We start from the raw sequence: 23,056 nt of genomic DNA, 5'->3' as shown, positions 1-23,056 counted from the left end.
CGGGTGAGGCGCCCCGGGGTGAGCTGCCGCGGGCTGATGTCGCGGGGCTGATGTCGCGGGGTGAGCCGACGGGGCGCACGCGACCATCGCGTGCGCCCCGCGGCCGCATGGTCAACGCGGGTCAGCCCTGCGCCGCGGCGAACCGCTCCGCGCTCCAGGTCCCGTCGAGCGCGGGCGCGAGCCAGCCGGGGGCCGCGGCGCGGAAGTCGGCGGGCGGGAGGGCCGCCGCGCCCTGAGGGAGGGCGCCCAGCAGCGGGGCGCCCGCCGCCTCCGCCAGTTCCGCGAGGTTGCAGCGGTCCGCGAGGTCCGGGGCCGTGGGCCAGCTGCCGATCACGACGCCCGGGCAGTCCAGGCCCCGGGCGCGCAGGGCCTCCGCCGTCAGGGTGGTCGTGTTGAGCGTCCCCAGGCCCGCCTGGACGACGACCAGCACGGGCGCGCCCAGCAGCCGCGCCGCGTCCGCGAGCGTGCCGCCCTCCTCGTCGAACCGCACCAGCAGCCCGCCCGCGCCCTCCACCAGCACCAGATCGTGCTCGGCGGCCAACTTCCCCGCCGCCTCGGCCACCTCGTACGGCCGCACCGCGGCCCGACCGGCCCGCCGGGCGGCCGTGGCCGGGGCCAACGGGTCCGGGTACCGCGCGAGTTCCGCCTCCGTGACCGCCCCCGCCAGCCGAGCCACCTCCGCCACGTCCCCCGGCTCATCCGCCCGGACCCCGGTCTGCGCGGGCTTGAGCACCGCCACGGACCGGCCGGCGGCCAGCGCGGCGGCGGCGACGGCCGCGGTGGTGACGGTCTTGCCGATTTCGGTGCCGGTGCCGGTGACCACGAGTACGGGCATGGGGCGCGCCTTTCGTTGCGGTGTGCGGGTGGAGCGGTTCGTTTCCCGGAGCCGTGCCGGTACCGCTCCAGGAACGAACGGTAACGGCCGGGGCTCGGGAACGAACCGCACGGCCGGGATCAGGCGAGGGTTTCGCCGCCGTCGACGGTGATGATCTGGCCGGTGACGTAGTCGTTGGCCATGAGGAAGAGGGCCGAGGCGGCGGCTTCCTCGGCGGTGCCGAAGCGGCCAAGGGGAGCGGACGATCCGGCGGCGGCGACGGCCTCGTCGGAGTCCAGCCCCGGGATCGAGCGCAGGAGGGGGGTGTCGATCCGGCCGTAGCGGACGGTGTTCACGCGCAGCCGTGCCGGGGCGAGCTCCACGGCGAGGGCCTTGGTGAGGGTTTCCAGGGCACCGCCGGCCGACACCAGGGCGGACATTCCGGGAGCCGGGCGGGTCACGAGGATTCCCGAGCTGAACGTGAGCGAGCCTCCCGCGGGAAGCCGGGTCGCCGCCGCGCGTGCGACGGCGAAGGCCCCGCCGACGCGGGAGTTCAAGGCCGTACGGAAGTCGTCGGCCGACAGCCCGCTCAGGGGGCTGGCGCCGCTGACGCTGCCCGCGGTGACGAGCACATGGTCGACGTGGTCCGCCCGGTCGAAGGCCTCGGCGAGGGCCTGCTCGTCGCCGACGTCGCCGGCAACGCCCAGCACGGCGTCCTCGGGAGCCTCGGCCGGGCCCGCGCCCCGCACCCGGGCGACGGCGGCCTTCAGCCGGTCGGGGTCGCGGCCGACCAGCACCACGCGGGCGCCGACCGAACGCAGCAGGACGCCCGCCGCCAGCCCGATGCCCGAGCTTCCGCCGATCACGAGGGCGGTCGTGCCGGAGAGGGCGCTCGGCAGCGGCGAACGAACGGGGATGGGAGTCGCAGTGCTCATGGGAGAGCCTTTCGAGGAAATAAACCATCTGGTTGTTTTAGTGCTGCCCCGATCCTGCCGCCTGGACGGGGAGGAGTCAACTGGATGGTTTAATTCGTGCATGGCCTATGACGCGGAGGACACCAGGCGGCGGATCTTCGACGCCGCTGCTGCCGAGTTCGCCGAGCGCGGCCTGGCGGGGGCCAGGGTGGACCGCATCGCGGCCGCCGCCATGGCCAACAAGCAGGCCATCTATCTGTACTACGGGGGCAAGGAGAAGCTGTTCGCCGCCGTTCTCCGGGCGAAGCTGGAGGAGATCCACTGCGCCCTCTCCATCGACGCCGGCGCGGTGGCCGAGTCGGTCGGGCAGGTCTTCGACTGGTACCAGGAACACCCGGAGCTGATCAGGCTGCTGCTGTGGGAGGCACTGGAGGTGTGCGGCGAAGACGACGAGAGCGAGCGGGAGCGCCGTGACGCCTTCCGCCAGAAGGTGCACCATCTCGTGGACAGCGGGGCGGCCCGCCATCTCCCCGGGGAAGCACGCGTCCGCGCCGCCCAGGACATGCTGTTCACCCTCATGGGGCTGATCTCCTGGAACTTCGCGGTGCCCAGGATGTGCCGCCTGGTCCTGGACGAGGAGACCGACCGGGCCGCCCTGGCCCGCCGCCGCGAGACAGTGATCGAAGTCGCCCGCCGGCTCGCCACCGCCCCCGACGCCTCCCGAGCGGGGTCCCGGAGCGGCCCCGGCTGACGCGGGTGCCGGCCGGGGTGGCCCCTGGCGGGCGCCCGCGTCAGGCCGTGTCAGCTCGCGTCAGGCCGCGCGGGCCGCCGCGTGCAGGGCGGCGCAGATGCGGGCCACGTCTTCGTCGCCCGTGATGTACGGCGGCATGGTGTACAGCAGGTCGCGGAACGGCCGCAGCCATACGCCTTCCCGTACCGCCGCGCGGGTCGCCGCCGCCATCCCCGCCTCGTCCAGCGCGTGGTCGAGCTGGACGACGCCGATGGCGCCGAGGACCCGGACGTCGCGGACGCCGGGCAGTTCGGCCGTGGCGGCCAGGCCGTCCCGCAGCCCCGTCTCGATGCGCTTGATCTCCTGCCGCCAGTCGTGGCCGAGCAGCAGGTCGATCGAGGCGAGCGCGACGGCGGTCGCCAGGGGGTTGCCCATGAACGTAGGGCCGTGGGCGAGCACCGGGAGCTCGCCGCGTGAGATGCCGTCCGCCACGCGCGGTGTGCACAGCGTGGCGGCGAGCGTCATGTACCCGCCGGTGAGCGCCTTGCCCAGGCACATCACATCGGGGCTGACGCCCGCGTGTCCGGCCGCGAAGAGTTCGCCCGTGCGGCCGAAGCCGGTGGCGATCTCGTCGAAGACCAGCAGCACGTCGTGCTCGTCGCAGGCATCGCGCAACACCCGCAGCAGGCCGGGGGAGTGGAACCGCATCCCGCCCGCGCCCTGCACCACCGGTTCGACGATCACCGCGGCCAGCTCATGGGCGTGGCGGGCGACCAGGTCGCGCAGATGTGCCTCGTACGCGGGGTCCGGCGGGGCGTCGAAACCGGGCGGGGGCGCGTCGGCGAAGAGCTGACGGGGCAGCAGGCCCGACCACAGATGGTGCATACCGCCGTCCGGGTCGCACACGGCCATCGGCTGCCAGGTGTCGCCGTGGTAGCCGCCGCGCCAGGTGAGCAGCCGCCGCTTGTCGGGGCGGCCGAGCGAGCGCCAGTACTGCAGGCACATCTTGACCGCGACCTCGACCGAGACCGAGCCGGAGTCGGCGAGGAAGACGTGCTCAAGCGGCTCGGGGGTGATCTCCACGAGGCGGGCGGCCAGCCGTACGGCGGGCTCGTGGGTGAGCCCGCCGAACATCACATGGCTCATCCGGTCCAGCTGGCCGCGCGCCGCGTCGTTGAGCACCGGGTGGTTGTAGCCGTGGACGGCGGACCACCACGACGACATCCCGTCGACCAACTCCCGTCGGCCCTCCGCCGGTTCGGCCAGGCGCAGCCTGACCCCGGCGGCCGACTCCACGATCAGCGGGTCCTGGCGGCCGGGCATCGGCCCGTACGGATGCCAGACATGCCGCCGGTCCAGGGCCAGCAGCTCACCGGGCGTCAGCGGTTTGCCGGGCGTCAGCTGCGGCTCAGGCATTGGGCGGCAGGTCCGTGCCCACGCCACGGCGGCGCACGGCGACCAGATCGGTGCGGGCGCCTGCGGCCGGCGCGCCGGCGGGTACGGGTTCGGCTCCCGCCTCGGCTCCAGCCCCGGAGGCCGTCCCCGCCGCGTCACCGCACGGCGCGCAGCCCCCGCCCGCCGAGCCGCAGCCCGCGCCTGTTGTCCCACCCTCAGAACCGCCGTGCGAACCGCAGCCGGCCTGTGCCGCCGCCAGCGCGTCGGCCCGATGTGTGGGCAGCGTCGTCGTATCCGTGCCCTCCACTTCGAAGCCGGCGTCGGCGATCATCGCGAGGTCGTCCTTGCCGGCCTGGCCCTCGGTGGTCAGATAGTCGCCCAGGAAGATCGAGTTCGCCAGGTGCAGGGCCAGCGGCTGCAGTGAGCGCAGATGGATCTCCCGTCCGCCCGCGAGCCGCACCTCGACGTCCGGGCAGACGAACCGCACCATCGCCAGGATGCGCAGACAGCGCTGCGGGGTGAGTTGCCACTCCTCGGCCAGCGGGGTGCCCTCGATGGGGATGAGGAAGTTGACCGGGACCGAGTCGGGGTCCAGCTCGCGGAGCGAGAAGACCACGTCGACCAGGTCCTCGTCCGTCTCGCCCATGCCCGCGATCAGCCCGGAGCAGGCGGACATGCCCGCCGCCTGGGCCTGCTGGACGGTCGTCACCCGGTCGGCGTAGGTGTGGGTGGTGGTGATGTCCCCGTATGTGGCTTCCGAGGTGTTGAGGTTGTGGTTGTACGCATCGGCGCCCGCTTCCCGCAGCCGCGCCGCCTGCCCGTCGGAGAGCAGGCCGAGGCAGGCGCACACCTCGACGCCTTCGTTCTGTTCCTTGATCGCCTCGATGGTCCGGGAGACCCGCTCCACGTCCCGGTCCGTCGGGCCGCGACCGCTGGCGACCAGACAGACCCGCTTGGCGCCGCCGGAGACCCCCGCGCCCGCGGCGGCCGCGGCCTCGTCGGGCTTCAGCCAGGTGTACTTGAGGATGTCGGCGCGCGAGCCGAGCCGCTGTGAGCAGTACGAGCAGTCCTCGGGGCACAGCCCGGACTTGAGGTTGACCAGATAGTTGAGCTTCACCCGCCGCCCGAACCAGGCGCGGCGCACCTTGCCCGCCGCGGCCACCACGTCGAGCACATCGTCGTCGGCGGTCGCCAGCACGGCGAGGGCCTCTTCTCGGGTCGGCAGCTCGCGCCGCAGCCCCTTGTCCACCAGCGTCTTCAGCAGCTCCATGGGCCGATCCTGCCCTGCGCCCGGGTCCGGGGCAAAGGAGGGATCACACAACACCACTCGTTCCAGGTGTGTGTATTGCCACACCCTGCCCATGCATGGACGCCGATACGTTCTATCGGGACCCGACAGTTGGCGCCCGGTCGGGTGCCGGGCGGAAGGCAGGGACGGCGTATGCCCCAGGATCGCCACGACGACCCGTTCGAGTGGATCGACGAGGAGAGCGAACGGCGGAGCCGCGCCGGACTCGTCCGCACGCTCAAACCCCGCCCCGCCGACTCCCCGCTGCTCGACCTCGCGGGCAACGACTACCTGGGCCTGGCCAGGCACCCGGAGGTGACGGCCGCGGCCGGCGCGGCGGCGGCCCGCTGGGGCGCGGGCTCGACCGGGTCCCGGCTGGTCACGGGGCATACGGAACTGCACGCCACGCTGGAGGCGGAGCTCGCCGCCTTCTGCGGCTTCGAGGCGGCCTTGGTGTTCTCGTCCGGCTACGCGGCGAACCTCGCCGCCGTCACCGCGCTGAGCGGTCGTGACGCCCTGGTCCTGTCCGACGCGGTCAATCACGCCTCGCTCATCGACGGCTGCCGGCTGTCCAGGGCCGAGGTCGCCGTCGTCCCGCACGCCGACCCCGAGGCCGTGCGCAAGGCCCTCGAAGCCGCCTCCCTCGTGGCGGAAACGGCAGGGGAGGCGGCGGCGCAGCCGCCCCGGGGCGCGACGCGCCCGCGCCGCCGCGCGCTCGTCGTCACCGACTCCGTCTTCTCCGTCGACGGGAACGCCGCCCCGCTGCCCGCCCTCGCCGCCTCCTGCCGCGCACACGGCGCGGCCCTGGTCATCGATGACGCGCACGGCTTCGGGGTGCTCGGCGACGGCGGGCGCGGCGCGCCGCAGGGTGCGGGCCTCGCGGGCGCGCCCGACGTGGTCGTGACCGTCACGCTCTCCAAGGCGCTGGGCAGCCAGGGCGGGGCCGTTCTGGGACCGGCCCGGGTGATCGAACACCTGGTCAACTCCGCCCGAACGTTCATCTTCGACACCGGCCTCAACCCGGCCGCCGTGGGCGCCGCCCTGGCGAGTCTGCGCCTGCTGCGCCGCGAGCCGGAGCGCGCCGCCCGCGCCCGCGCGTTGGCCACCGGGCTGTACGAACGGCTCACCGCCGCCGGGCTGAGCGCGGTACGGCCCGACGCGTCGGTGGTGTCGGTGCGGGCCCCCTCGCCCGAGCAGGCGGTGCAGTGGGCCGCGGACTGCCGCGCGGCCGGGTTGGCCGTCGGCTGCTTCCGCCCGCCGTCCGTCACGGACGGGATTTCCCGGCTGCGGCTGACGGCCCGGGCGGATCTGACCGATCAGCAAATCGAGGAGGCGGCCGACGCGATCGTACGGACCGCGCCGACCGCCTGACGGCTCAGCTCAGCTCAGCTCTCGCGTTGGCGCGTGGCCGCGCCGGTGTCGAGCGCGCCGTCCCGGAGCGCGTCGACGAACGTGAGCCAGATGTCCGGGACGAACAGCAGCGCGGGGCCGGACGTGTTCTTCGAATCCCGCACGGCCAGCAGGCCGGGCGGGATCGAAGCCGTCTCCACGCAGTTGTTCATTCCGGTGCTGTAGCTGCTGCGCCGCCATTGCGCATCGCGCAATGCCGAATCGCAGGGTAGGGACCAGGACATTGTGGACATGGTGCCCCCTCAGGCGCCGCCCCCGATTTTGGTGATGAAGGTCAACGATTCCTTGACGGTCAGGGCGTTGGTCCGCAGCGTGTCGAACGCGGCGCTGTACGCCCGGAGGTCTTCTTTCCGTTCCAAGTAGAGGCTACTCGTCAAGTGGTCGAGAACAACAACATCGAGATCGGTAATGTGCGAAAAGGAAAAAATAATGAAAGGACCAGTGATGCCAATGGGCATTCCGGCGGAGAACGGCAGTACCTGCAGCCGTACTTGAGGCCTCGCCGCGACCTCCGCGAGATGCCGCAGCTGGGCCGCCATCACGCCGGGCCCGCCGACCTCGCGCCGCAGCGCCGCCTCGTCGAGCACCGCGTGCAGCCGCAGCGGGCGCGCCCCGCGCAGCACCGACTGACGCGCGATCCGCACCTCCACCAGCGTGTCCACCTGCGGCCGGGGCAGATCCGGCAGCGCCGCGCGGGTCACCGCCCGCGCGTAGTCAGGGGTCTGCAGCAGACCCGGCACCACCGTGGTCTCCAGCGTGGACGCGGCCGAGGCCTCCGACTCCAGGCTGATGAAATCCCGGTAGGCGGGCGGCAGCAGATCGCGGTAGGCGTACCACCAGCCGCGCCGCGACCCCTCGGGATCCGATGCGCCCCCACCGCACAACGCCTCCAGCAGGGCGCGCAACTCCGGGTCCGCGACCTCGTACACATCCAGCAGCCGCACCACATCGGACGGTCTCGCTCCACTGCGCCCGGTCTCCAGCCGACTTACCTTCGACTGGTGCCAACCCACCCGGCGAGCGGCCTCGCCGCTGGTGAGTCCGGCGAGATCGCGCAGACGGCGGAGTTCCGCACCGAGCTTGCGGCGGCGCACCGCAGGGCCGTACCGCATGACATCCCCTTTCGGCATTCTCTCGAATTCCCGGTCGCCAGTGTGCCGCTCAAATCCGGTCTTCCGTAGCAGAGTTCACCGTTTCGAGCGACAGATATATGCATAACTCGGTGGATCGCACCCGTTGTGCGGTCCATCGATGGCACTCTGACGCTAGAGCCGCCGGGGCTGCCCACGACTTCACTGGCTTGGCATTACTACTCGCATGCGTCCGCAGCCGCGCCCCGGCTGGAAGGGACAGGGTCGCCATGGCTGACCACCACGAAGCATCCGTCACTCTGCCGAGCGCACCGGTCTCGGTGACCGCGGCGCGAAGATATGTGACGAGCGTGCTGGCCGAATGGGGTCTGCCGACGGATGCGGAGACCGTCGGCGTCGTACGGCTCGTCGTCTCCGAACTCGCCACCAACGCCGTCCAGCACACGATGGGCCAATCGCCCACCTTCACCGTGGATCTGCGGCTGGAACGCGAAGAGCGGCTGAGTATCGGCGTCACCGACAGCCACCCCAGATGGCCCAAACGCCTGCCGCCCGCCACCCATCAGGACAACGGCCGGGGCCTGCTGATCATCCGGTCGCTGGCCGCGGAGTCGGGCGGCGAGGTGTCCGTCATCCCGACCCCGGAGGGCGGGAAGACGGTCTGGATCGCGCTGCCCTGGACCGTTCCCGTCGGCTGAGCGGTACGCGGCCTCACAGGACGCGCTTGACGTGCCCCGTGGTGCCGCGGGCCTCGGCCAGCTCCCGTATGCGCCCGAACACCGGCCCGGCCGTCGGGCTGATCAGATAGTGCGGCATATCGCCGCGCTCGATCACGCCGTACGGGCTGGTGCCCATGAGATACGAGGAGTAGAGGATCAGCCCGTCGGGCCGCCGCACGTCGACGGCCAGCGCGGAGAACCCGGGGAACTCGTCCGTCTGGTACACCCGCAGCCCCTCGGCCTCGGCGCCATAGCGCTCCTTGAACCGGCCGAACCGCTCCAGCGAATCCTTGATCTTCCTCGTCATGTCCTCCTGGTACTGCCGCGCCAGCGTGGCCGCGGCGTCAGAGGACGGGTCCAGCAGGAAGCAGCTGTAGATCCCGCCCCGGCGCAGCAGGCCGAGGACCGCGTCGCGGTAGCGGGCCGGGCGCTCGGTGGTGACCAGCCGGCCGGAGGAGGTGCGCAGCGCCGTGCCCATGTCGAGGACTTCCTCGGACGCCGCGTCCAGCAGCCGCGCCTTCTCCTCGGAGCTCGGCCGCTCGGGATACGCGTGCACCGCGGTGCCCCCGTCAAGACCGCGGCTCGCCAGCCACGCCTTGGCCGCCTGCTGCGGGCCGCCGTCCCCGGCCATCAGATAGACGTGCTTGCCCTCATGGCTCCCCACGGGGGTGAACTGCTCCGCGTACGGGCCCGCGGTGCGGTACACGTCCTCGGAGATCGCCAGGCAGTCCCGAGGGGTCGCCTTCTCCAGATGCGCGGCCAGATTGATGTCGGGGGAGTGGATGGTGCCGGTCCGCCCCTCGCCGGTGTGCTGGATCGTCCCCTTGTGCACGGCCATCCGCAGATGGAGCTCGCCGCCCACGCCCGCCCGCGCGAACTCGTCCCGCAGATGGACCAGATCCAGGGTGAGGAAGGTCCTGGCCGCCTCCAGCGCGACATCGCGGGCCACGCTCTCGCTGTCGTCATGGACGGCGAAGAACCCGCCGTCGCCCCGCCAGCTCCACACCCCGCTGCGGGCACAGCGGCGCTCCGCCGCCAGTTGCGCGAGCCGTGTGCGCATCCGCTCGCGCAGCAGGTCGAAGGCGTGGGCGGCGCGGTCTCTCGGGTTCGACAGGACGATCGTCGAATATCCGGCCGTGTCGATGAAGACCAGATACACATGGTCGTAGGTCCGGTCCGCCTGGAACTGCTCGGTCACCACAAGTCCCCTCCTGCTGCCGACACCCCGCCACGCTACGCGCGTTGGCACCGGTGTCGAAGACATCGGACGTCACATCGGCTCCACCAAGCCACGCTCGACCGCGCTGCGCTCGACGCAGAACTCATTTCCCTCCGGGTCCGCCATCACCACCCAGCCGAGCCCGTCCTCCGTGCGCCGGTCGTCGATGACCGACGCGCCCAGCGAGACCATCCGCTCCACCTCGGCGTCCCGCGTGCCCGAGGGCGGCTGGATGTCGAGGTGGACGCGGTTCTTGCCCTGCTTGGCATCGGGCACCCGCAGAAACAGCAGGCCCGGGACGCCGGTCTGGTTCGAAGTGATCAGCACCTCGTCGTCATCCGGCGCGGAGCCCTCGAGCGCATACCCGGTCAGGGCGGACCAGAACTGCGCCAGGGCGTACGGGTCGTGGGCGTCGAAGGTGATGTTGCGGACCGGGTTCAGGTACGACATGTGATCCCTCGCGGCGATGGACGGACTTCCCCGACCCGATCAACGTACCGGCCCCCACTGACAGTCAGGTCTCTCCTGCCGTCGCGTCAGCGCACCTTGCCGTACCAGACCCTCTTGGTCCAGATGCGCTCCAGCCGCACCACGGTCCCCGGCTTGGGTGCATGCCAGATCCGGCCGCGCCCCGCGTACAGGCCCACGTGGTAGACGCTGCTCCCGGAATGGAAGAACACCAGGTCGCCGCCGTGGCGGGAGGCGGCCTTGATATGGCGGGTGCGGTTGTACTGCGCGGCGGCCGTACGCGGCAGCCGCTTTCCGGCCCGCTTGTACGCGTACTGGGTCAGGCCCGAGCAGTCGAAGCGGTTGGGGCCGGCGGCCCCGTACGTGTACGGGGCTCCCTTCTTCGACGCGGCGACCTGCAGCGCCTTCGCGGCGGCGGAGGCCGCCTCGGCCTGCTGCGGAATCCCCGGCCCCGCTACGGGGCCACCGACCGCGGCGACGGTCAGGGCCGAGACGGCGCCGGCCCGGGATACGGCTGCAGGGACTCGTATGTGCGCATTCATCGCGCACCCCCTTCGTCTGCCGGGCCCCTGCCCGGCCCAGACCGGCCAGGCGCCCGACGCGGCGGGTCCTGTCGTCCCTGGGATGGTGCCCCCGGCCCGGCATGGTTGCGAGGCTGGGCGCGGGGGCGGGGAGGCCGGCAGGGAGGCGAAAAGCACCGCTGTGGCACCGCAAGCCGGTCCGGCGGGGGTGCCGGGGCCGGGTTGGGCCGTCCGGGTGAACGGCGCCGCTTCCCCGTGTCAGTGCGCGGGCGTCGGGGGCAGCGTCACGCGTTCGGTGCGGCGGTCTCCGTCCAGTACGCGCAGGGCGCGCTCCAGCGTCGTGGTGTGGAGGCGGCTCTCGCCGCGCTCGTGCATCAGGGCCAGCGCGTCCCGGAGCGCGGTGGCCTTCCCCACCAGAGCCTGCGCGGCCCGCAGGCCCGCGTAGGTGTCGCTGCCGCGGGACGGGTTGATTCGGGCGAGCAGGTCGACCACGTCCAGATAGCCGTCCACCAGCGCGCCCTCCGCGCGGGTGAGCGCCGGCAGCGGGGGCAGTTCAGGTGGTAGCACGGTCGCTCACCTCGCGTCGCGCAGTGGCCGCGGGTGCTTGCGGCTCTGGGTGAGTCGGTCCACGAGCCCGTATGCCACCGCGTCCTCGGCGTTGAAGATCTTGTCGCGCTCGATGTCGGAGCGGATCCGCTCGGCGGTCTGCCCGGTGTGCCGTACCAGCAGCTCTTCCAGGAGGGCGCGGGTGCGCAGCATCTCCTTGGCCTGGAGTTCCAGGTCGGAGGTCGTGCCCTGGATGGGTTCGCTGAACGACGGCTGGTGGATGAGGACCCGCGCGCCCGGCAGTGCGAAGCGCTTGCCCGGGGTGCCGGCGGCCAGCAGTACGGCGGCCGCGGAGGCGGCCTGGCCCAGGCAGATCGTCTCCACGTCGCATGTGACGAAGTGCATCGTGTCGTAGATCGCCGTCATGGCGGAGAACGAGCCGCCGGGCGAGTTGATGTACAGCGAGATGTCCTGGTCGGGGCCGGCGTGTTCGAGGTGGACGAGTTGTGCGATCACGTCGTTGGCCGAGGTGTCGTCGACCTGGGTGCCGAGGAAGACGATGCGCTCGGACAGGAGCTTGGAGTACGGGTCCATGGTGCGGACCCCGTTGCTTGTGCGCTCGGTGAACTCGGGCAGGACGTAGCGCGCCGTCGGGCGTTCCATCACGTCACCTCTGGGTGTCAGGTGGGAGTCGGGCGTCCGTAAAAAATGTACAGGACGTACATCTCGTTATGATGGGGAGCATGGCCTACGAGATTCCGGTGACGCAAGCCCGAGCAGAGCTCGCCGAGCTGATCAACCGCGTTGTGTACGGCGGCGAGCGGGTGGTCGTGACGCGGCACGGAAAGCCGCTCGTGGCCCTGGTCTCGGCCGATGACCTGCGGCGACTTGAGGAGATGGAGTCGGATGAGGCAGGCGAGGCGGGCGCCGAGGAGGAGCAGGTGATCAGCACGGTCTCGACCGTCCGCCCGGCGGCGTCCGCTCCCGGCGAACGGCGGCGGTTCGGCATCGCCGCGGAGCACCGCGGCCCGGACGTCGGCGACCGGCGGCGCGGGCGCGGCTGAGGCTCCCGCGCGAATCGACCCCCACCCACCCACAACCGTCGCAGTTAACGCCGTGGAAACGCTGCGGAACTAGCCTTCCGAAACCGGGTGCGAGCCGCCCTGGGAACCGGGCCACAGGTGAGCGGGCGATTCGACCCCGCCCGACGGGACAAGCGTGAGGTGGTAGGCGTGCAGTTGACCCCGCACGAGCAGGAACGGTTGCTCATTCACGTGGCCGCCGACGTGGCCGAAAAGCGCCGGGCCCGCGGGGTGATCCTCAACCACCCGGAGGCCGTCGCGCTGATCACCGCGCACATCCTGGAGGGCGCCCGCGACGGCCGTACGGTCGCCGAGCTCATGTCCTCGGGCCGCGAGGTGCTGACCCGCGAGGAGGTCATGGAGGGCGTCCCGGAGATGATCCACGACGTCCAGGTCGAGGCCACCTTCCCCGACGGCACCAAGCTCGTCACCGTCCACCAGCCCATAGCCTGACGGAGGGCGCCTCCCGTGATTCCCGGAGAGATCCTGCACGCGGACGAGCCGGTACGCCTCAACGAAGGCCGCCCCGTCACCCGCCTCACCGTGCTCAACGCGGCCGACCGACCCGTTCAGGTCGGCTCCCACTACCACTTCGCCGAGGCGAACCCCGGCCTCGACTTCGACCGCGCCGCCGCCCACGGCAAACGGCTGCACATCGCCGCGGGGACCGCCGTGCGCTTCGAGCCGGGCATCCCCGTCGAGGTCGAGCTGGTCCCGATAGCGGGCGAGCGCGTCGTACCCGGGCTGCGTGGCGAGACAGGAGGGTCATTGTGAGCAGGGGGCACCTCCCAGCGATAGCTGGGGGAGCACGCGAGGCCGCCGGGCCGCGACGAGAACACGAGCCGCACTGTCGCCTCGCGGGCGACGGTGACATGAGCCTCCCCCAGCTACCGCTGGGAGGTGCCCCCTGCCGCGGCGGGGCGAACGATGGGACGCAGCATGACTGAACTCAGCCGCCCCGCGTACGCGGATCTCTTCGGGCCGACCGCCGGCGATCGTATACGGCTCGCCGACACCGACCTCCTCATCGAGATCGAGGAGGACCGCGCCGGCGGCCCCGGCCGGGCCGGGGACGAAGCGGTGTTCGGCGGTGGCAAGGTGATCCGCGAGTCCATGGGGCAGTCGCGTGCCACGCGCGCCGAGGGGACCCCTGACACCGTGATCACCGGCGCCGTGATCCTGGACCACTGGGGCGTCGTCAAGGCCGATGTCGGGCTGCGCGACGGCCGGATCACCGGCATCGGCAAGGCGGGGAACCCGGACACCATGGACGGCGTCCACCCCGACCTCGTCATCGGGCCGGAGACGGAGGTCATCGCGGGCAACGGCAGGATCCTCACCGCCGGGGCCGTCGACGCCCACGTCCACTTCATCTCCCCGACCATCCTCGACGAGGCGCTGGCGGCGGGCGTCACCACCATCGTCGGCGGCGGCACCGGACCCGCCGAGGGCACCAAGGCGACCACCATCACGCCGAGCCCCTGGCACCTGGCCCGGATGTTCGAGGCGCTGGAGGCATACCCCGTCAACATCGGGCTGCTCGGCAAGGGCAACACCGTCTCGCGCGAGGCGATGTACTCCCAGCTGCGGGGCGGCGCCCTCGGGTTCAAGATCCATGAGGACTGGGGTGCCACCCCCGCCGCCATCGACGCGTGCCTGGGGGTGTGCGAGGAGAGCGGCGCCCAACTCGCCATCCATACGGACACGCTCAACGAGGCGGGCTTCGTCGGCGACACGCTCGCCGCCATCGCCGGGCGTTCCATCCACGCGTACCACACCGAGGGCGCGGGCGGCGGGCACGCGCCGGACATCATCACCGTGGTGTCCCAGCCGAACGTGCTGCCCAGCTCCACCAACCCGACCCGCCCGCACACCGTCAACACCGTCGAGGAACACCTCGACATGCTGATGGTCTGCCACCACCTCAACCCGGCCGTTCCCGAAGACCTCGCCTTCGCCGAGTCCCGCATCCGGCCCAGCACGATCGCGGCCGAGGACATCCTGCACGACCTCGGCGCCATCTCGATCATCTCCTCCGACTCCCAGGCCATGGGGCGGGTCGGCGAGGTCGTGCTGCGCACCTGGCAGACCGCGCATGTCATGAAGCGCCGGCGCGGCGCCCTGCCCGGCGACGGCCGCGCCGACAACCACCGGGCGCGTCGCTATGTCGCCAAATACACCATCAATCCGGCCGTCGCCCAGGGCCTGGACCATGAGATCGGCTCCGTGGAGACCGGGAAGCTCGCCGATTTGGTGCTGTGGGACCCGGCGTTCTTCGGCGTCAAGCCGCAGCTGGTCATCAAGGGCGGGCAGATCGCATACGCGCAGATGGGCGACGCCAACGCGTCCATCCCCACGCCGCAGCCGGTCCTGCCACGCCCCATGTTCGGCGCGATCGGCCGCGCCCCCGCCGCGAACTCGGTCAACTTCGTCACCCGGACCGCGCTCGACGACGGCCTGGTGGACCGGCTCGGCCTCGGCAAGCGGTTTGCCCCGATCCGCAGCACACGCGGCGTCACCAAGGCCGATATGCGGGAGAACGACGCCCGCCCGCATGTCGAGGTCGACCCCGACACCTTCACGGTGACCATCGACGGGGAGCCGGTCGAACCGGCCCCCGCCGCGGAACTGCCCATGGCACAGCGCTACTTCCTCTTCTGAGCGGACGTGGCGACCATCACCGTGCCCATGTCCGCGGCCGCCGCCCGGGCGGCCCTGCTCGTCCTCGCCGACGGCCGGTTCCCCGCCGGAGGCCATGCGCATTCCGGGGGCGCCGAGGCCGCCGTCAAGGCGGGCCGGATCCGGGACGCGAAGTCGCTGGAGGAGTTCTGCCGGGGCCGGCTGCACACCGCCGGGCTCACCGCGGCGGGGCTCGCCGCCGCGGCCGCCGCCGGGCTCGATCCGCTCCTCCTCGACGAGGCCGCCGACGCCCGTACCCCGGCCCCCGCCCTGCGCGCCACCGCGCGGCGGCTCGGCCGCCAGATGATGCGCGCCGCACGGGCCGCCTGGCCAGGACCGGAGCTCGACGCCCTCGCCGCGGCCCGCCCGCGCGGCGCCCACCAGCCGGTCGTCCTCGGCCTCGCCGTACGCGCCGCCGGGGCGAGCCCGACGGACGCCGCGCACATCGCCGCGTACGAGTCGGTCAGCGGGCCCGCGACCGCCGTCGTGCGGCTGCTGAGCCTGAACCCCTTCGAGGCCACCGCCGTGCTCGCCCGCCTCGTCCCCGAGTTGGACCAGGTCGCGGCGCGGGCCGCCGAGGCGGCCCGACGGGCCCTCGACGAGGGCCCGGACGCGCTGCCCGCCGCCTCCGCGCCGCTGCTCGACATCACCGCCGAAGCGCATGCGGACTGGCCCGTACGCCTCTTCGCCTCGTAGCAGCCTCAGCCCGTCCCCCGAACCACCCGGAGCCGTCATGCATCTCGACCACGCGGACACCGACATCTACCCGCAGCGCCACACCTACAGCAGCGCCGCCGATCCGCGCCGCCCCGACGGCACCCGCCGCGCCCTGCGCATCGGCCTCGGCGGCCCGGTCGGGTCCGGGAAGACCGCAACCGTCGCCGCGCTGTGCCGCGCGCTGCGCGACGAGCTGTCGATCGCCGTGGTCACCAACGACATCTACACCCGCGAGGACGCCGAGTTCCTGCTGCGCAACGCCGTCCTGCCGGCGACGCGCATCACGGCCGTGGAGACCGGCGCCTGCCCGCACACCGCGATCCGCGACGACATCTCCGCCAACCTCGAAGCGATCGAGGACCTCGAGGACGCCGTCGGCCCGGAGGGCGGCCTCGACCTCGTCTTCGTCGAGTCCGGCGGCGACAACCTCACCGCGACCTTCTCCAAGGGACTGGTCGACGCCCAGATCTTCGTCATCGACGTCGCGGGCGGCGACGACATCCCGCGCAAGGGAGGGCCGGGTGTCACCACAGCCGACCTCCTGGTCGTCAACAAGACCGACCTCGCGCCGTACGTCGGCTCCGACCTGGACCGCATGGCCCACGACGCGCGCGCCCAGCGCGGCGATCTGCCCGTCGCCTTCACCTCGCTGGTCACCGAGAACGGCGTCAAACCGGTCGTCGACTGGGTACGGGAGCGGCTGGCCGCCTGGACGGCGGCCCACGCGTGAGAGGCGTCCGGGCCGCCGCCCGGATCGTCGCGGAGGCGGACGGGCGGGGCGGGACCGCGTTGCCCGTGCTCGCCGGCGACGGGCCGCTCGCGCTGCGGCGGACGCGAGGGGTGGGGGCGGAGGCGCGGGTGACCGTGGTGGGGGCGATGAGCGCGCCGCTCGGCGGGGATCGGATCGGCCTCGACGTGGCGGTGGGGCCGGGGGCGCGGCTGTCCGTCGGGTCGGCGGCGGCGACCATCGCGCTGCCCGGGCGGTCGGGCGAGCCCGCCCACTACGATGTACGGCTCACCGTCGGCGACGGCGCGACGCTGTGCTGGCGACCCGAGCCGGTCATCTCGGCGCGCGGCAGCGACCTGCGGATGACCTGCCGCGTCGAGCTCGCCCCGACTGCTTGTCTGCTGCTCCGAGAGGAGCAGGTGCTCGGCCGGGCCGGAGAGCCGCCGGGGCGGCTGACGGCCCGTCTGACGGTGTACCGGGCCGGGCGGGCCCTGCTGGACCAGGAGCTCGGCTACGGGCCGGGGACGCCCGGCTGGGACGGCGGGGCGGTCCTCGCCGGGCATCGGGCCGCCGGTCAACTCCTCCTCGTCGATCCGGCCTTCGAGGAGCGGCCGGTATCCGTCCGGCAGCTCGGCGAGACGGCGGTGCTCACCCCACTCGCGGGCCCCGCCGCCCTGGTGACCGCGGTGGCACCGGACGCGCTGCGGCTGCGGAGACTGTTGGACCAGGTAACCGGCGCCGGGGCGGGCGGGTGGCACGGGGCCGCCGAAGAGCCCGCCGCCGACGGCGGCATGTCAAGGCGAGGATCCTCCTGACACTCTTTGAACCCTCCCCCAGCTGAAGCAGGGGGATTCCTGGCTCAGGAAGCCCCGCAGGTCAACGACCTGAAAGGTCTTACTCCGTCAACACCAGCCGGGACGGAACCTGCCCGGTCGCCCGAGAGCGTAGGGTTGCGCTGGCTTAGTTCTCGCTCAACGCGTCGTGCGCGCTTGGCTCTTGCAACGCACGACATATACCTTACCCGATCGTGTGGGCGGTCCTTCGCCCTGAAAAGGAGACCAGGTGAGACGTGGAGCAATGCTCGGCACGGCCGGCGGTGTGCTCACCGGGGCGCTGATAGCGGGCGCCCTGGCCACGCCCATGGCCAGCGCGAAGGCGCGTACGCCGGGGGGAGCGGCGGAGGCGCGCGGCGTGCAGATCGCCGCGGCCAGGGCCGCCGCGGCGGGCATCGACTGGCAGGACTGCCCGGCCGACTGGGCTCTGGAGAAGCCCATACAGTGCGGCTATGTGACGGTCCCGCTCGACTACGCCAAGCCGTACGGCCGCACCATCAAGCTCGCCGTGGACCGGATCGGCAACACCGGGAGCGCCACCGAGCGCCAGGGTGCGCTGATCTACAACCCGGGCGGCCCCGGCGGCTCCGGTTTGAAGTTCCCGCGCCGCGTCACCACCAAGAACCCGCTGTGGACGAAGACCTCGAAGGCGTACGACTTCGTCGGCTTCGACCCGCGCGGGGTCGGCCACTCCGCCGCCATCTCCTGCGTCGACCCGCAGGAGTACGTCAAGGCGCCGAAGGCGGACCCGGTGCCGGACAGCGAGGCGGACAAGCGCGCCCAGCGCAAGCTCGCCAAGGAGTACGCGCAGGGCTGCGCGGAGCGCAGCGGCTGGATGCTGCCGTACATGACGACGCCCAACACGGCTCGTGACATCGACGTCATCCGGGCCGCGCTCGGCGAGAAGAAGCTCAACTACCTCGGCGTGTCCTACGGCACCTACATCGGCGGCGTGTACGCGACGCTCTTCCCGACGCATGTGCGCCGCATGATCGTCGACAGTGTGGTCAATCCGTCGCGGGAGAAGATCTGGTACCAGGCCAACCTGGACCAGGACGTCGCCTTCGAAATGCGCTGGAAGGACTGGACGGCGTGGGTCGCCAAGAACGACGCGGCCTACCACATCGGCGACACGCCGGAGAAGGTCCAGAAGCAGTGGGAGACGCTGCGCGCGGCCGCCAAGAAGCACCCGATCGGCGGGGTCGTCGGCCCGGCCGAGCTGGTGGGTTTCTTCCAGAGCGCGCCGTACTACGACTCCTCGTGGGCCCCGGTCGCCGCGGTGTGGAGCGCCTATCTCGCCGGTGACGAGAAGCAGCTGGTCGAGGCGGCGGGCCCGGATCTGTCCGACACCGCGGGCAACATCGCCTCGGAGAACGGCAACGCCGTCTACACGGCGGTGGAGTGCGCGGACGCCAAGTGGCCGACCAGCTGGCGCACCTGGGACCGGGACAACACCCGGCTGCACACGGACTACCCGTTCATGACCTGGGCGAACGCCTGGATGAACCTGCCGTGTGCCACCTGGGACGCCCCGCAGCAGAACCCGATCGAGGTCGGCGCGGACAAAGGTCTGCCCAAGACGCTCATCGTGCAGAGCACACGCGACGCCGCCACCCCGTACGACGGCGCCGTCGAGCTGCACAAGCGGCTGAAGGGCTCGCGCATGATCACCGAGAAGGACGCGGGCTCGCACGGGGTCACCGGCCTGGTCAACTCCTGCATCAACGAACGGGTGGACGCCTATTTGCTGAACGGCACGGTGGACGCCGCGGACGTGACGTGCGGCCCGCACGCCACGCCCGTCCCGGCCGCCGCCAAGTAGCCGGAGCGAGTCGGGGTCCGGGCCCCGTTCTGTGGGTGCGTACGCACCCGCGGGGCGGGGCCCGGCGCCGTCAGGCCGCGAACGCCGTGTCGAACGCGGCGGCGAACGCGGCCCTTGTCGGCGAGTCCGTACGGCGGTCGAGCACGGCGAAGACGACGCGCTCGAACCGCCCGGCGAAGCGACCCGGGGCCACCAGATGGGCGCGGAACGCCTCGGCCACCGCCGCCGGGTCGTTCCGGAACACCCCGCACCCCCAGGCGCCCAGCACGAGGTGGCGGTATCCGTGCGCGACGGCCACCTCCAGCACCCGTTCGGCGCGCGAGGCCAGCGCCTCGGGGATGCGCGAGGTGTCCGTGCCCCGTTGCGCGATGACCCCGGCGTTCGGCGCGGCCGAGGTCAGGAAGCCGACCGCGTACCAGGCGTCGAGCAACGCGCCCCGGTCGTCGCGGAAGACCGGGACACCGGGGGAGTGGATGACCCGGTCGCTGTAGAAGGGGCTCGGGTCGGCCCGGTGCGCCGCGTAGAAGTCCGGTGCGGTGCGCAGGCACGCGTACAGCGCCGAGGCCCGGCACAGCGCCTCCTCCTGCGCCTGGGCGCCGTTCAGATAGCCGCCGCCGGGGTTGCGGGCAGAGGCGAAGTTCAACACCGCGACCGCGCCGTCGACCCGGTCTCCTTCGCCCACCAGCCTGCGCGCGGCTTCCAGGCTGCTCTCCGCGGTCACCTCGAACCGCGTGTCGCGGTCCGGCTGTTGCCCGGGGACGGCCCCGGTCGGCCTCGCACCGTGTCCCAGCGCCTCGGCGGCCACACGGGCGACCTCCTCGGTGAGGGCCGAGCCGCGCCGGCTCGCCACCGTGTGCACCGGCTCGTAGAGACGTGTGCCCTCGATCGCACGGTCGATGTGCTCGGCGAGCCGGACTTCGTGTCCGCTCGGTGCCGTGTAGCCGCCCTCGGCGACGATCCGCTCCGTCTCACGGGCGATCGCGCGCAACCGCCCGCTCATCCACGTACCTCCGCGTCATCTTGGTCCATCAGGCGCCCGACGCTACCGGGCGCGGTGATCACGACGCGACGGAATTACCGCCCGCCCAGCCCGCCCCGCCCGCTCTCGGCCAGCCACGCGTCCTCCGTGGCGTAGTCGAAGAGATCCTGCGGCGGCGCGTAGGCCTTGGCCATGAGCGGGAACGCCAGGCTCCAGTCCCGGCCGTCCGCCAGCTGACGGGCCGTCCACTCCACCGTCTCCGGCAGCGATTCGACATACCCGGTCGCCGCCCGGTAGCCCAGCTCGCGCTCCGCCGCCGACATGTCCAGCACCACCGGCCGGGGCGTGCTCCAGGGGGTCTGCCCCAGGCCCGGGCGCGGCGGCTCGCCGTCGATCGTGATCAGCTCGCTGGTGGCCCCCATCGCCGCGTCCACCGCCGCCGCGATCTCGGCGACCGTCGGCGCCTGGGGGTCGCCCGCGTTGAGCGCCCGGGAGCCGGGCCTGCGGGCGGCCAGGCGGATCAGCTCGGCGAGGTTGTCCACATGCACCGGGTGGAACCGGCTCGCGCCCCCGTGGGCGAGGATCCGCACCGGCCGCCCGTCGAGCACCCGCTTGATGAAGTACGCCTCGCGGGGCAGGGGGCTGTACGGGCCGTGGATCGCCCCGGCGCGCAGCAGCGTGGTCGGCAGCCGGTCCCCGGCGCCCAGCAGCTCTTGCTCCAGCGCGACCTTGGCCGTGCTGTAGGTGTCCTCGCCCGGCGGGACGGTCGGATGCGATTCGGGGATCGGCACGGGAAACTCGGGGAAGCCGTCCGGCTCGTCCTGGGTTTCGAAGCTACGGCCCCGCTCGTCCCGGTAGATGGTGCAGCTGGAGATCACCACCGCCGAGCCGATCCGGTCCGCGAGGCCGAGCAACTGCCCGGCGTGGCGCGCCCCGTAGGCCACACAGTCGAGCAGCACATCGCAGCCGTCTCCGAGGGCCGCGGCCAGCGCGGCGTCGTCCTCCCGGTCCACGGTCACGGTCCGTACGTCCTCGGGCCATCGCTCGTCGCGGGCGCCGTGCCGCGAGGCCGCCCGAACCTGCCAGCCGTCGGCGGCGAGCGCGCGCACCGCCACCCGCCCGATCTGGCCCGTCGCCCCGATCACGAATGCGTTTCCGTTGCTCATACCCGGACGCTACGAGCTCTCCGACGGCCCGGCCCAGCCCGTTCGCCCTGCGCTGATCCGCTCTGGGCGCAACGGCCGCCGGTCAGAAAGAGTTCGATGAAGCAATGAAAATGAAAGAACGTGATCGAGTCTTGAGCCATTTCAATTCATACTTCAGTGCATTTTCGAGAAAAACGCATATTCGTCTCGGCATCTGGCGAAAGCGCTATGCTCCTTGGCTCATAGCGAGCTCTTCGCCCGCGGTTTCCCGCGTCGTTCTCTCCTCTGTTGTCCCCCGCCTTTCTTAAGGACGCCCATGGTTTTTGCCGGCTCGTCACCCGGAGGCCGACGGCCCGCCTCCGCGCTCGTATGGCTGATTCCTCCCGCCGCGACGGCCCTGGCCGCCGCACTGGCCGTGGCCTGGGTCCCCACCGGGGCGCGGGCGGCGGTCGCCTGGTGCGGCCTGGCGGCGACGCTGGCGGTGGCCGTGGCGGCGGCGGAGGCGGTGCGCCGCGGGCGCGCCATCGCGGCCCTGCGTCTGAAGGCCGCCGAGCGCGAGGCCGTGCTGCGACAGCGCCTGGTCGACCAGGAGGTGGAGACCAGACGGCTGGCCAAGGAAGTGCTCCCCGTGGCCGTGGACCGGCTGCGGCGCGGCGCGGAGCCCGTCGACGTGATGAAGGACATCGACCACGCGCCGTGCCTCGACCCGGACTTCGAGTCCGCGCACCGGGCGGTCCTGTGGGAGATGCTGCAGACCGTACGGTTCGAGGAGGACTTGAGGGACGCCGCACAGCGGGCCTTCGTCAACATCGCCCGCCGCGTCCAGGCCATCACCCACCAGCAGGCATACGACGTGCGGGAGATGGAGGACAAGCACGGCGCCGACTACGAGATGTACCACGATCTCCTCCACCTCGATCATGGAAACGCGCTGATCGGCAGGTTGGCCGACAGCATCTCCGTACTCGGCGACTCCCACGCGGGGCGTCAGTGGCGGGACCCGATCCCGCTGTACAACGTCTGCCGCGGCGCCATCTCGCGGATCCTGGAGTACCCGCGGGTCGAACTGCACTCGGTGGCGGACGTCGGCATCGTCGGCCCGGGCGTCGAGCCACTGATCCACGCCATGGCCGAACTGCTGGACAACGCCACCCGCTACTCACCGCCGAAGACCCGGGTGCATCTGACCGCGGTCGAGGTCCAGTCCGGGGTCGCCGTCGAAATCGAGGACGCCGGGGTGGGCCTGACGGACGAAGCCCGCAAGCGCATCGAGCTGACGCTGGCCCAGGCCTCGACCGGACTCGACCTCAACGATCTGGGCGAGACGCCGCGCCTGGGGCTCTCGGTGGTCGGCAGACTCGCCCACAAGCACCGCTTCCAGTTCTCGCTGCGCCCCTCCGCGTACGGCGGCGTCCGCGCGGTCCTGGTCGTACCGCAGAGCATCATCTGCACCACCCCCGCGCCCGGTGGCCTGGTCGCCCGCGCCGCCAAGCTGCCCCCGCCCAAGCCCGTGACCCGGGCGAAGCCCAACCCGCCCGCCGGCTGGACGCCCAGCCCGAAGCCGACGCGCACCGGCGGCCCGGCCGACTTCGGCCGCGTCGCGGCGCCGCCCACCATGGAGCACAACACGGTCGGGATGCCGCCGCAGAACACGGTCGGAGTGCAGCCGCACAACACGGTGCCGCAGCAGAACACGGTCGGGCTGCCACAGCGCCGCCGTCGGATGCCCCACGTCACCCGGTCAGTCCGTGTCGACACCGGCGTCGGCAACGGCACCGAGCCCGCGCGCCCGGCGCCCCCGGTGCAGGAAAAGCCGCCCGTGGAGCCGGGATTGTGGCTGGGCCCGTTCTTCAAGGGCATTTCCGGTGCGGCCGACACCACCGAATCCGGCCGTCCGCCGCACGGTGATGAATCGTCGAACATCTCGCATGAGTCGGATAAGGGTGAATAGGCAAGT

25 protein-coding genes are annotated in these 23,056 nt (G+C 72.2%); 12 read left to right on the top strand and 13 right to left on the bottom strand.

Translation table 11 applies throughout. The features are described 5' to 3' along the window. Positions 1-121: 121 nt before the first annotated feature. Positions 122-835 (bottom strand): dethiobiotin synthase, encoded by a 714-nt coding sequence (gene bioD / locus ACFV2X_RS15235; protein ID WP_385616244.1) that lies wholly within the window; start codon positions 833-835, stop codon positions 122-124. Between the two features lie 119 nt (positions 836-954). Beyond that, positions 955-1,749 (bottom strand): SDR family NAD(P)-dependent oxidoreductase, encoded by a 795-nt coding sequence (locus tag ACFV2X_RS15230; protein WP_385616242.1) that lies wholly within the window; start codon positions 1,747-1,749, stop codon positions 955-957. 100 nt (positions 1,750-1,849) lie between these two features. Here ACFV2X_RS15230 and ACFV2X_RS15225 point away from each other — a divergent pair, with 100 nt between their 5' ends. Continuing rightward, complete coding sequence (locus ACFV2X_RS15225) at positions 1,850-2,479, top strand: TetR family transcriptional regulator (protein ID WP_385616240.1); 630 nt, start codon at positions 1,850-1,852, stop codon at positions 2,477-2,479. Positions 2,480-2,539: 60 nt separating this feature from the next. On the opposite strand, the gene ACFV2X_RS15220 is transcribed toward ACFV2X_RS15225, so the two are convergent. After that, on the bottom strand, positions 2,540-3,874 hold the full coding sequence (locus ACFV2X_RS15220; protein WP_385616238.1) for an adenosylmethionine--8-amino-7-oxononanoate transaminase: 1,335 nt from the start codon (positions 3,872-3,874) through the stop codon (positions 2,540-2,542). Further along, positions 3,867-5,123, bottom strand: coding sequence for a biotin synthase BioB (bioB, locus tag ACFV2X_RS15215; RefSeq protein WP_385616235.1), 1,257 nt, complete (start codon positions 5,121-5,123; stop codon positions 3,867-3,869). Before bioB ends, ACFV2X_RS15220 begins: the two co-directional genes overlap by 8 nt. A gap of 171 nt (positions 5,124-5,294) precedes the next feature. Between bioB and ACFV2X_RS15210 the strand changes: the two genes are divergently transcribed. Further along, the gene (locus ACFV2X_RS15210; RefSeq protein WP_385616233.1) at positions 5,295-6,512 is read left to right on the top strand and encodes an 8-amino-7-oxononanoate synthase; all 1,218 of its coding nucleotides are present in this window, start codon (positions 5,295-5,297) and stop codon (positions 6,510-6,512) included. Positions 6,513-6,526: 14 nt separating this feature from the next. On the opposite strand, the gene ACFV2X_RS15205 is transcribed toward ACFV2X_RS15210, so the two are convergent. Both ACFV2X_RS15205 and ACFV2X_RS15200 read right to left on the bottom strand, forming a co-directional pair. Beyond that, positions 6,527-6,745: a DUF397 domain-containing protein gene (locus ACFV2X_RS15205; RefSeq protein WP_385616230.1), complete on the bottom strand. Its 219-nt coding sequence runs from the start codon at positions 6,743-6,745 to the stop codon at positions 6,527-6,529. Positions 6,746-6,793: 48 nt separating this feature from the next. Beyond that, positions 6,794-7,663 (bottom strand): helix-turn-helix domain-containing protein, encoded by an 870-nt coding sequence (locus ACFV2X_RS15200; protein WP_385616228.1) that lies wholly within the window; start codon positions 7,661-7,663, stop codon positions 6,794-6,796. Between the two features lie 248 nt (positions 7,664-7,911). On the opposite strand from ACFV2X_RS15200, the gene ACFV2X_RS15195 reads away from it, so the two are divergent. Further along, positions 7,912-8,340 carry an ATP-binding protein gene (locus tag ACFV2X_RS15195; protein WP_014181432.1) on the top strand — a complete coding sequence of 143 codons (429 nt, stop codon included), beginning with the start codon at positions 7,912-7,914 and terminating at the stop codon, positions 8,338-8,340. A gap of 13 nt (positions 8,341-8,353) precedes the next feature. Here the strand turns inward: ACFV2X_RS15195 and ACFV2X_RS15190 are convergent, their stop codons facing one another. The 5 genes from ACFV2X_RS15190 to ACFV2X_RS15170 all read right to left on the bottom strand — a co-directional run bounded on the left by ACFV2X_RS15190 (position 8,354) and on the right by ACFV2X_RS15170 (position 11,778). After that, on the bottom strand, positions 8,354-9,559 hold the full coding sequence (locus ACFV2X_RS15190) for a hypothetical protein (RefSeq protein WP_385616225.1): 1,206 nt from the start codon (positions 9,557-9,559) through the stop codon (positions 8,354-8,356). Positions 9,560-9,631: 72 nt separating this feature from the next. Continuing rightward, a complete protein-coding gene (locus ACFV2X_RS15185; protein ID WP_385616223.1) occupies positions 9,632-10,030 on the bottom strand; it encodes a VOC family protein in 399 nt (132 codons plus the stop codon). Between the two features lie 86 nt (positions 10,031-10,116). Further along, positions 10,117-10,590, bottom strand: coding sequence for a C40 family peptidase (locus ACFV2X_RS15180; RefSeq protein WP_385616221.1), 474 nt, complete (start codon positions 10,588-10,590; stop codon positions 10,117-10,119). 237 nt (positions 10,591-10,827) lie between these two features. After that, on the bottom strand, positions 10,828-11,136 hold the full coding sequence (locus ACFV2X_RS15175; RefSeq protein WP_089511715.1) for a hypothetical protein: 309 nt from the start codon (positions 11,134-11,136) through the stop codon (positions 10,828-10,830). A gap of 6 nt (positions 11,137-11,142) precedes the next feature. Beyond that, positions 11,143-11,778 carry an ATP-dependent Clp protease proteolytic subunit gene (locus ACFV2X_RS15170; protein ID WP_385616219.1) on the bottom strand — a complete coding sequence of 212 codons (636 nt, stop codon included), beginning with the start codon at positions 11,776-11,778 and terminating at the stop codon, positions 11,143-11,145. An 80-nt stretch (positions 11,779-11,858) separates the two neighbouring features. Between ACFV2X_RS15170 and ACFV2X_RS15165 the strand changes: the two genes are divergently transcribed. The 8 genes from ACFV2X_RS15165 to ACFV2X_RS15130 all read left to right on the top strand — a co-directional run bounded on the left by ACFV2X_RS15165 (position 11,859) and on the right by ACFV2X_RS15130 (position 18,975). Beyond that, positions 11,859-12,179 (top strand): type II toxin-antitoxin system Phd/YefM family antitoxin, encoded by a 321-nt coding sequence (locus ACFV2X_RS15165; RefSeq protein ID WP_385616217.1) that lies wholly within the window; start codon positions 11,859-11,861, stop codon positions 12,177-12,179. A gap of 168 nt (positions 12,180-12,347) precedes the next feature. Then, positions 12,348-12,650, top strand: a complete 303-nt coding sequence (locus ACFV2X_RS15160) for an urease subunit gamma (protein ID WP_089511712.1) — start codon at positions 12,348-12,350, stop codon at positions 12,648-12,650. Positions 12,651-12,665: 15 nt separating this feature from the next. Then, positions 12,666-12,971, top strand: coding sequence for an urease subunit beta (locus ACFV2X_RS15155; RefSeq protein ID WP_385616214.1), 306 nt, complete (start codon positions 12,666-12,668; stop codon positions 12,969-12,971). Between the two features lie 165 nt (positions 12,972-13,136). Beyond that, on the top strand, positions 13,137-14,858 hold the full coding sequence (locus ACFV2X_RS15150) for an urease subunit alpha (RefSeq protein ID WP_385616212.1): 1,722 nt from the start codon (positions 13,137-13,139) through the stop codon (positions 14,856-14,858). 27 nt (positions 14,859-14,885) lie between these two features. Beyond that, entirely contained in the window at positions 14,886-15,572 is a 687-nt protein-coding gene (locus ACFV2X_RS15145) for an urease accessory protein UreF (protein WP_385616453.1), read from the top strand. 37 nt (positions 15,573-15,609) lie between these two features. Further along, positions 15,610-16,323 (top strand): urease accessory protein UreG, encoded by a 714-nt coding sequence (gene ureG, locus ACFV2X_RS15140; protein WP_385616210.1) that lies wholly within the window; start codon positions 15,610-15,612, stop codon positions 16,321-16,323. Further along, positions 16,320-17,135: an urease accessory protein UreD gene (locus tag ACFV2X_RS15135; RefSeq protein ID WP_385616208.1), complete on the top strand. Its 816-nt coding sequence runs from the start codon at positions 16,320-16,322 to the stop codon at positions 17,133-17,135. Before ureG ends, ACFV2X_RS15135 begins: the two co-directional genes overlap by 4 nt. 262 nt (positions 17,136-17,397) lie before the next feature. Beyond that, positions 17,398-18,975, top strand: a complete 1,578-nt coding sequence (locus ACFV2X_RS15130; RefSeq protein ID WP_385616451.1) for an alpha/beta hydrolase — start codon at positions 17,398-17,400, stop codon at positions 18,973-18,975. 70 nt (positions 18,976-19,045) lie between these two features. On the opposite strand, the gene ACFV2X_RS15125 is transcribed toward ACFV2X_RS15130, so the two are convergent. Beyond that, positions 19,046-19,975, bottom strand: coding sequence for a TIGR02452 family protein (locus ACFV2X_RS15125; RefSeq protein ID WP_385616206.1), 930 nt, complete (start codon positions 19,973-19,975; stop codon positions 19,046-19,048). 74 nt (positions 19,976-20,049) lie between these two features. Then, positions 20,050-21,120 carry an NAD-dependent epimerase/dehydratase family protein gene (locus ACFV2X_RS15120; RefSeq protein WP_385616203.1) on the bottom strand — a complete coding sequence of 357 codons (1,071 nt, stop codon included), beginning with the start codon at positions 21,118-21,120 and terminating at the stop codon, positions 20,050-20,052. A gap of 295 nt (positions 21,121-21,415) precedes the next feature. On the opposite strand from ACFV2X_RS15120, the gene ACFV2X_RS15115 reads away from it, so the two are divergent. Continuing rightward, positions 21,416-23,050, top strand: a complete 1,635-nt coding sequence (locus tag ACFV2X_RS15115) for an ATP-binding protein (RefSeq protein WP_385616201.1) — start codon at positions 21,416-21,418, stop codon at positions 23,048-23,050. The last annotated feature ends 6 nt before the right edge of the window (positions 23,051-23,056 follow it).

The sequence above is a fragment of the Streptomyces sp. NPDC059679 genome, assembly GCF_042734105.1.
Taxonomy (GTDB): Bacteria; Actinomycetota; Actinomycetes; order Streptomycetales; family Streptomycetaceae; genus Streptomyces.
The sequence above is the reverse complement of the archived record's forward strand: the minus strand, read 5'-3'. Positions and strand labels throughout refer to the sequence as shown.

What these genes read in the sequence shown, in the direction of transcription:
- ACFV2X_RS15195 (WP_014181432.1), top strand. Translation starts at nt 7,912, where the DNA reads ATGGCTGACCACCACGAAGCATCCGTCACTCTGCCGAGCGCACCGGTC.
- ACFV2X_RS15170 (WP_385616219.1), bottom strand. Translation starts at nt 11,778, where the DNA reads ATGGAACGCCCGACGGCGCGCTACGTCCTGCCCGAGTTCACCGAGCGC.
- ACFV2X_RS15180 (WP_385616221.1), bottom strand. Translation starts at nt 10,590, where the DNA reads ATGAATGCGCACATACGAGTCCCTGCAGCCGTATCCCGGGCCGGCGCC.
- ACFV2X_RS15145 (WP_385616453.1), top strand. Translation starts at nt 14,886, where the DNA reads ATGTCCGCGGCCGCCGCCCGGGCGGCCCTGCTCGTCCTCGCCGACGGC.
- ACFV2X_RS15185 (WP_385616223.1), bottom strand. Translation starts at nt 10,030, where the DNA reads ATGTCGTACCTGAACCCGGTCCGCAACATCACCTTCGACGCCCACGAC.
- ACFV2X_RS15225 (WP_385616240.1), top strand. Translation starts at nt 1,850, where the DNA reads ATGGCCTATGACGCGGAGGACACCAGGCGGCGGATCTTCGACGCCGCT.
- bioB (WP_385616235.1), bottom strand. Translation starts at nt 5,123, where the DNA reads ATGGAGCTGCTGAAGACGCTGGTGGACAAGGGGCTGCGGCGCGAGCTG.
- ACFV2X_RS15220 (WP_385616238.1), bottom strand. Translation starts at nt 3,874, where the DNA reads ATGCCTGAGCCGCAGCTGACGCCCGGCAAACCGCTGACGCCCGGTGAG.
- ACFV2X_RS15150 (WP_385616212.1), top strand. Translation starts at nt 13,137, where the DNA reads ATGACTGAACTCAGCCGCCCCGCGTACGCGGATCTCTTCGGGCCGACC.
- ACFV2X_RS15165 (WP_385616217.1), top strand. Translation starts at nt 11,859, where the DNA reads ATGGCCTACGAGATTCCGGTGACGCAAGCCCGAGCAGAGCTCGCCGAG.
- ACFV2X_RS15115 (WP_385616201.1), top strand. Translation starts at nt 21,416, where the DNA reads ATGGTTTTTGCCGGCTCGTCACCCGGAGGCCGACGGCCCGCCTCCGCG.
- ACFV2X_RS15210 (WP_385616233.1), top strand. Translation starts at nt 5,295, where the DNA reads ATGCCCCAGGATCGCCACGACGACCCGTTCGAGTGGATCGACGAGGAG.
- ACFV2X_RS15200 (WP_385616228.1), bottom strand. Translation starts at nt 7,663, where the DNA reads ATGCGGTACGGCCCTGCGGTGCGCCGCCGCAAGCTCGGTGCGGAACTC.
- ACFV2X_RS15120 (WP_385616203.1), bottom strand. Translation starts at nt 21,120, where the DNA reads ATGAGCAACGGAAACGCATTCGTGATCGGGGCGACGGGCCAGATCGGG.
- ACFV2X_RS15130 (WP_385616451.1), top strand. Translation starts at nt 17,398, where the DNA reads ATGCTCGGCACGGCCGGCGGTGTGCTCACCGGGGCGCTGATAGCGGGC.
- ureG (WP_385616210.1), top strand. Translation starts at nt 15,610, where the DNA reads ATGCATCTCGACCACGCGGACACCGACATCTACCCGCAGCGCCACACC.
- ACFV2X_RS15125 (WP_385616206.1), bottom strand. Translation starts at nt 19,975, where the DNA reads ATGAGCGGGCGGTTGCGCGCGATCGCCCGTGAGACGGAGCGGATCGTC.
- bioD (WP_385616244.1), bottom strand. Translation starts at nt 835, where the DNA reads ATGCCCGTACTCGTGGTCACCGGCACCGGCACCGAAATCGGCAAGACC.
- ACFV2X_RS15230 (WP_385616242.1), bottom strand. Translation starts at nt 1,749, where the DNA reads ATGAGCACTGCGACTCCCATCCCCGTTCGTTCGCCGCTGCCGAGCGCC.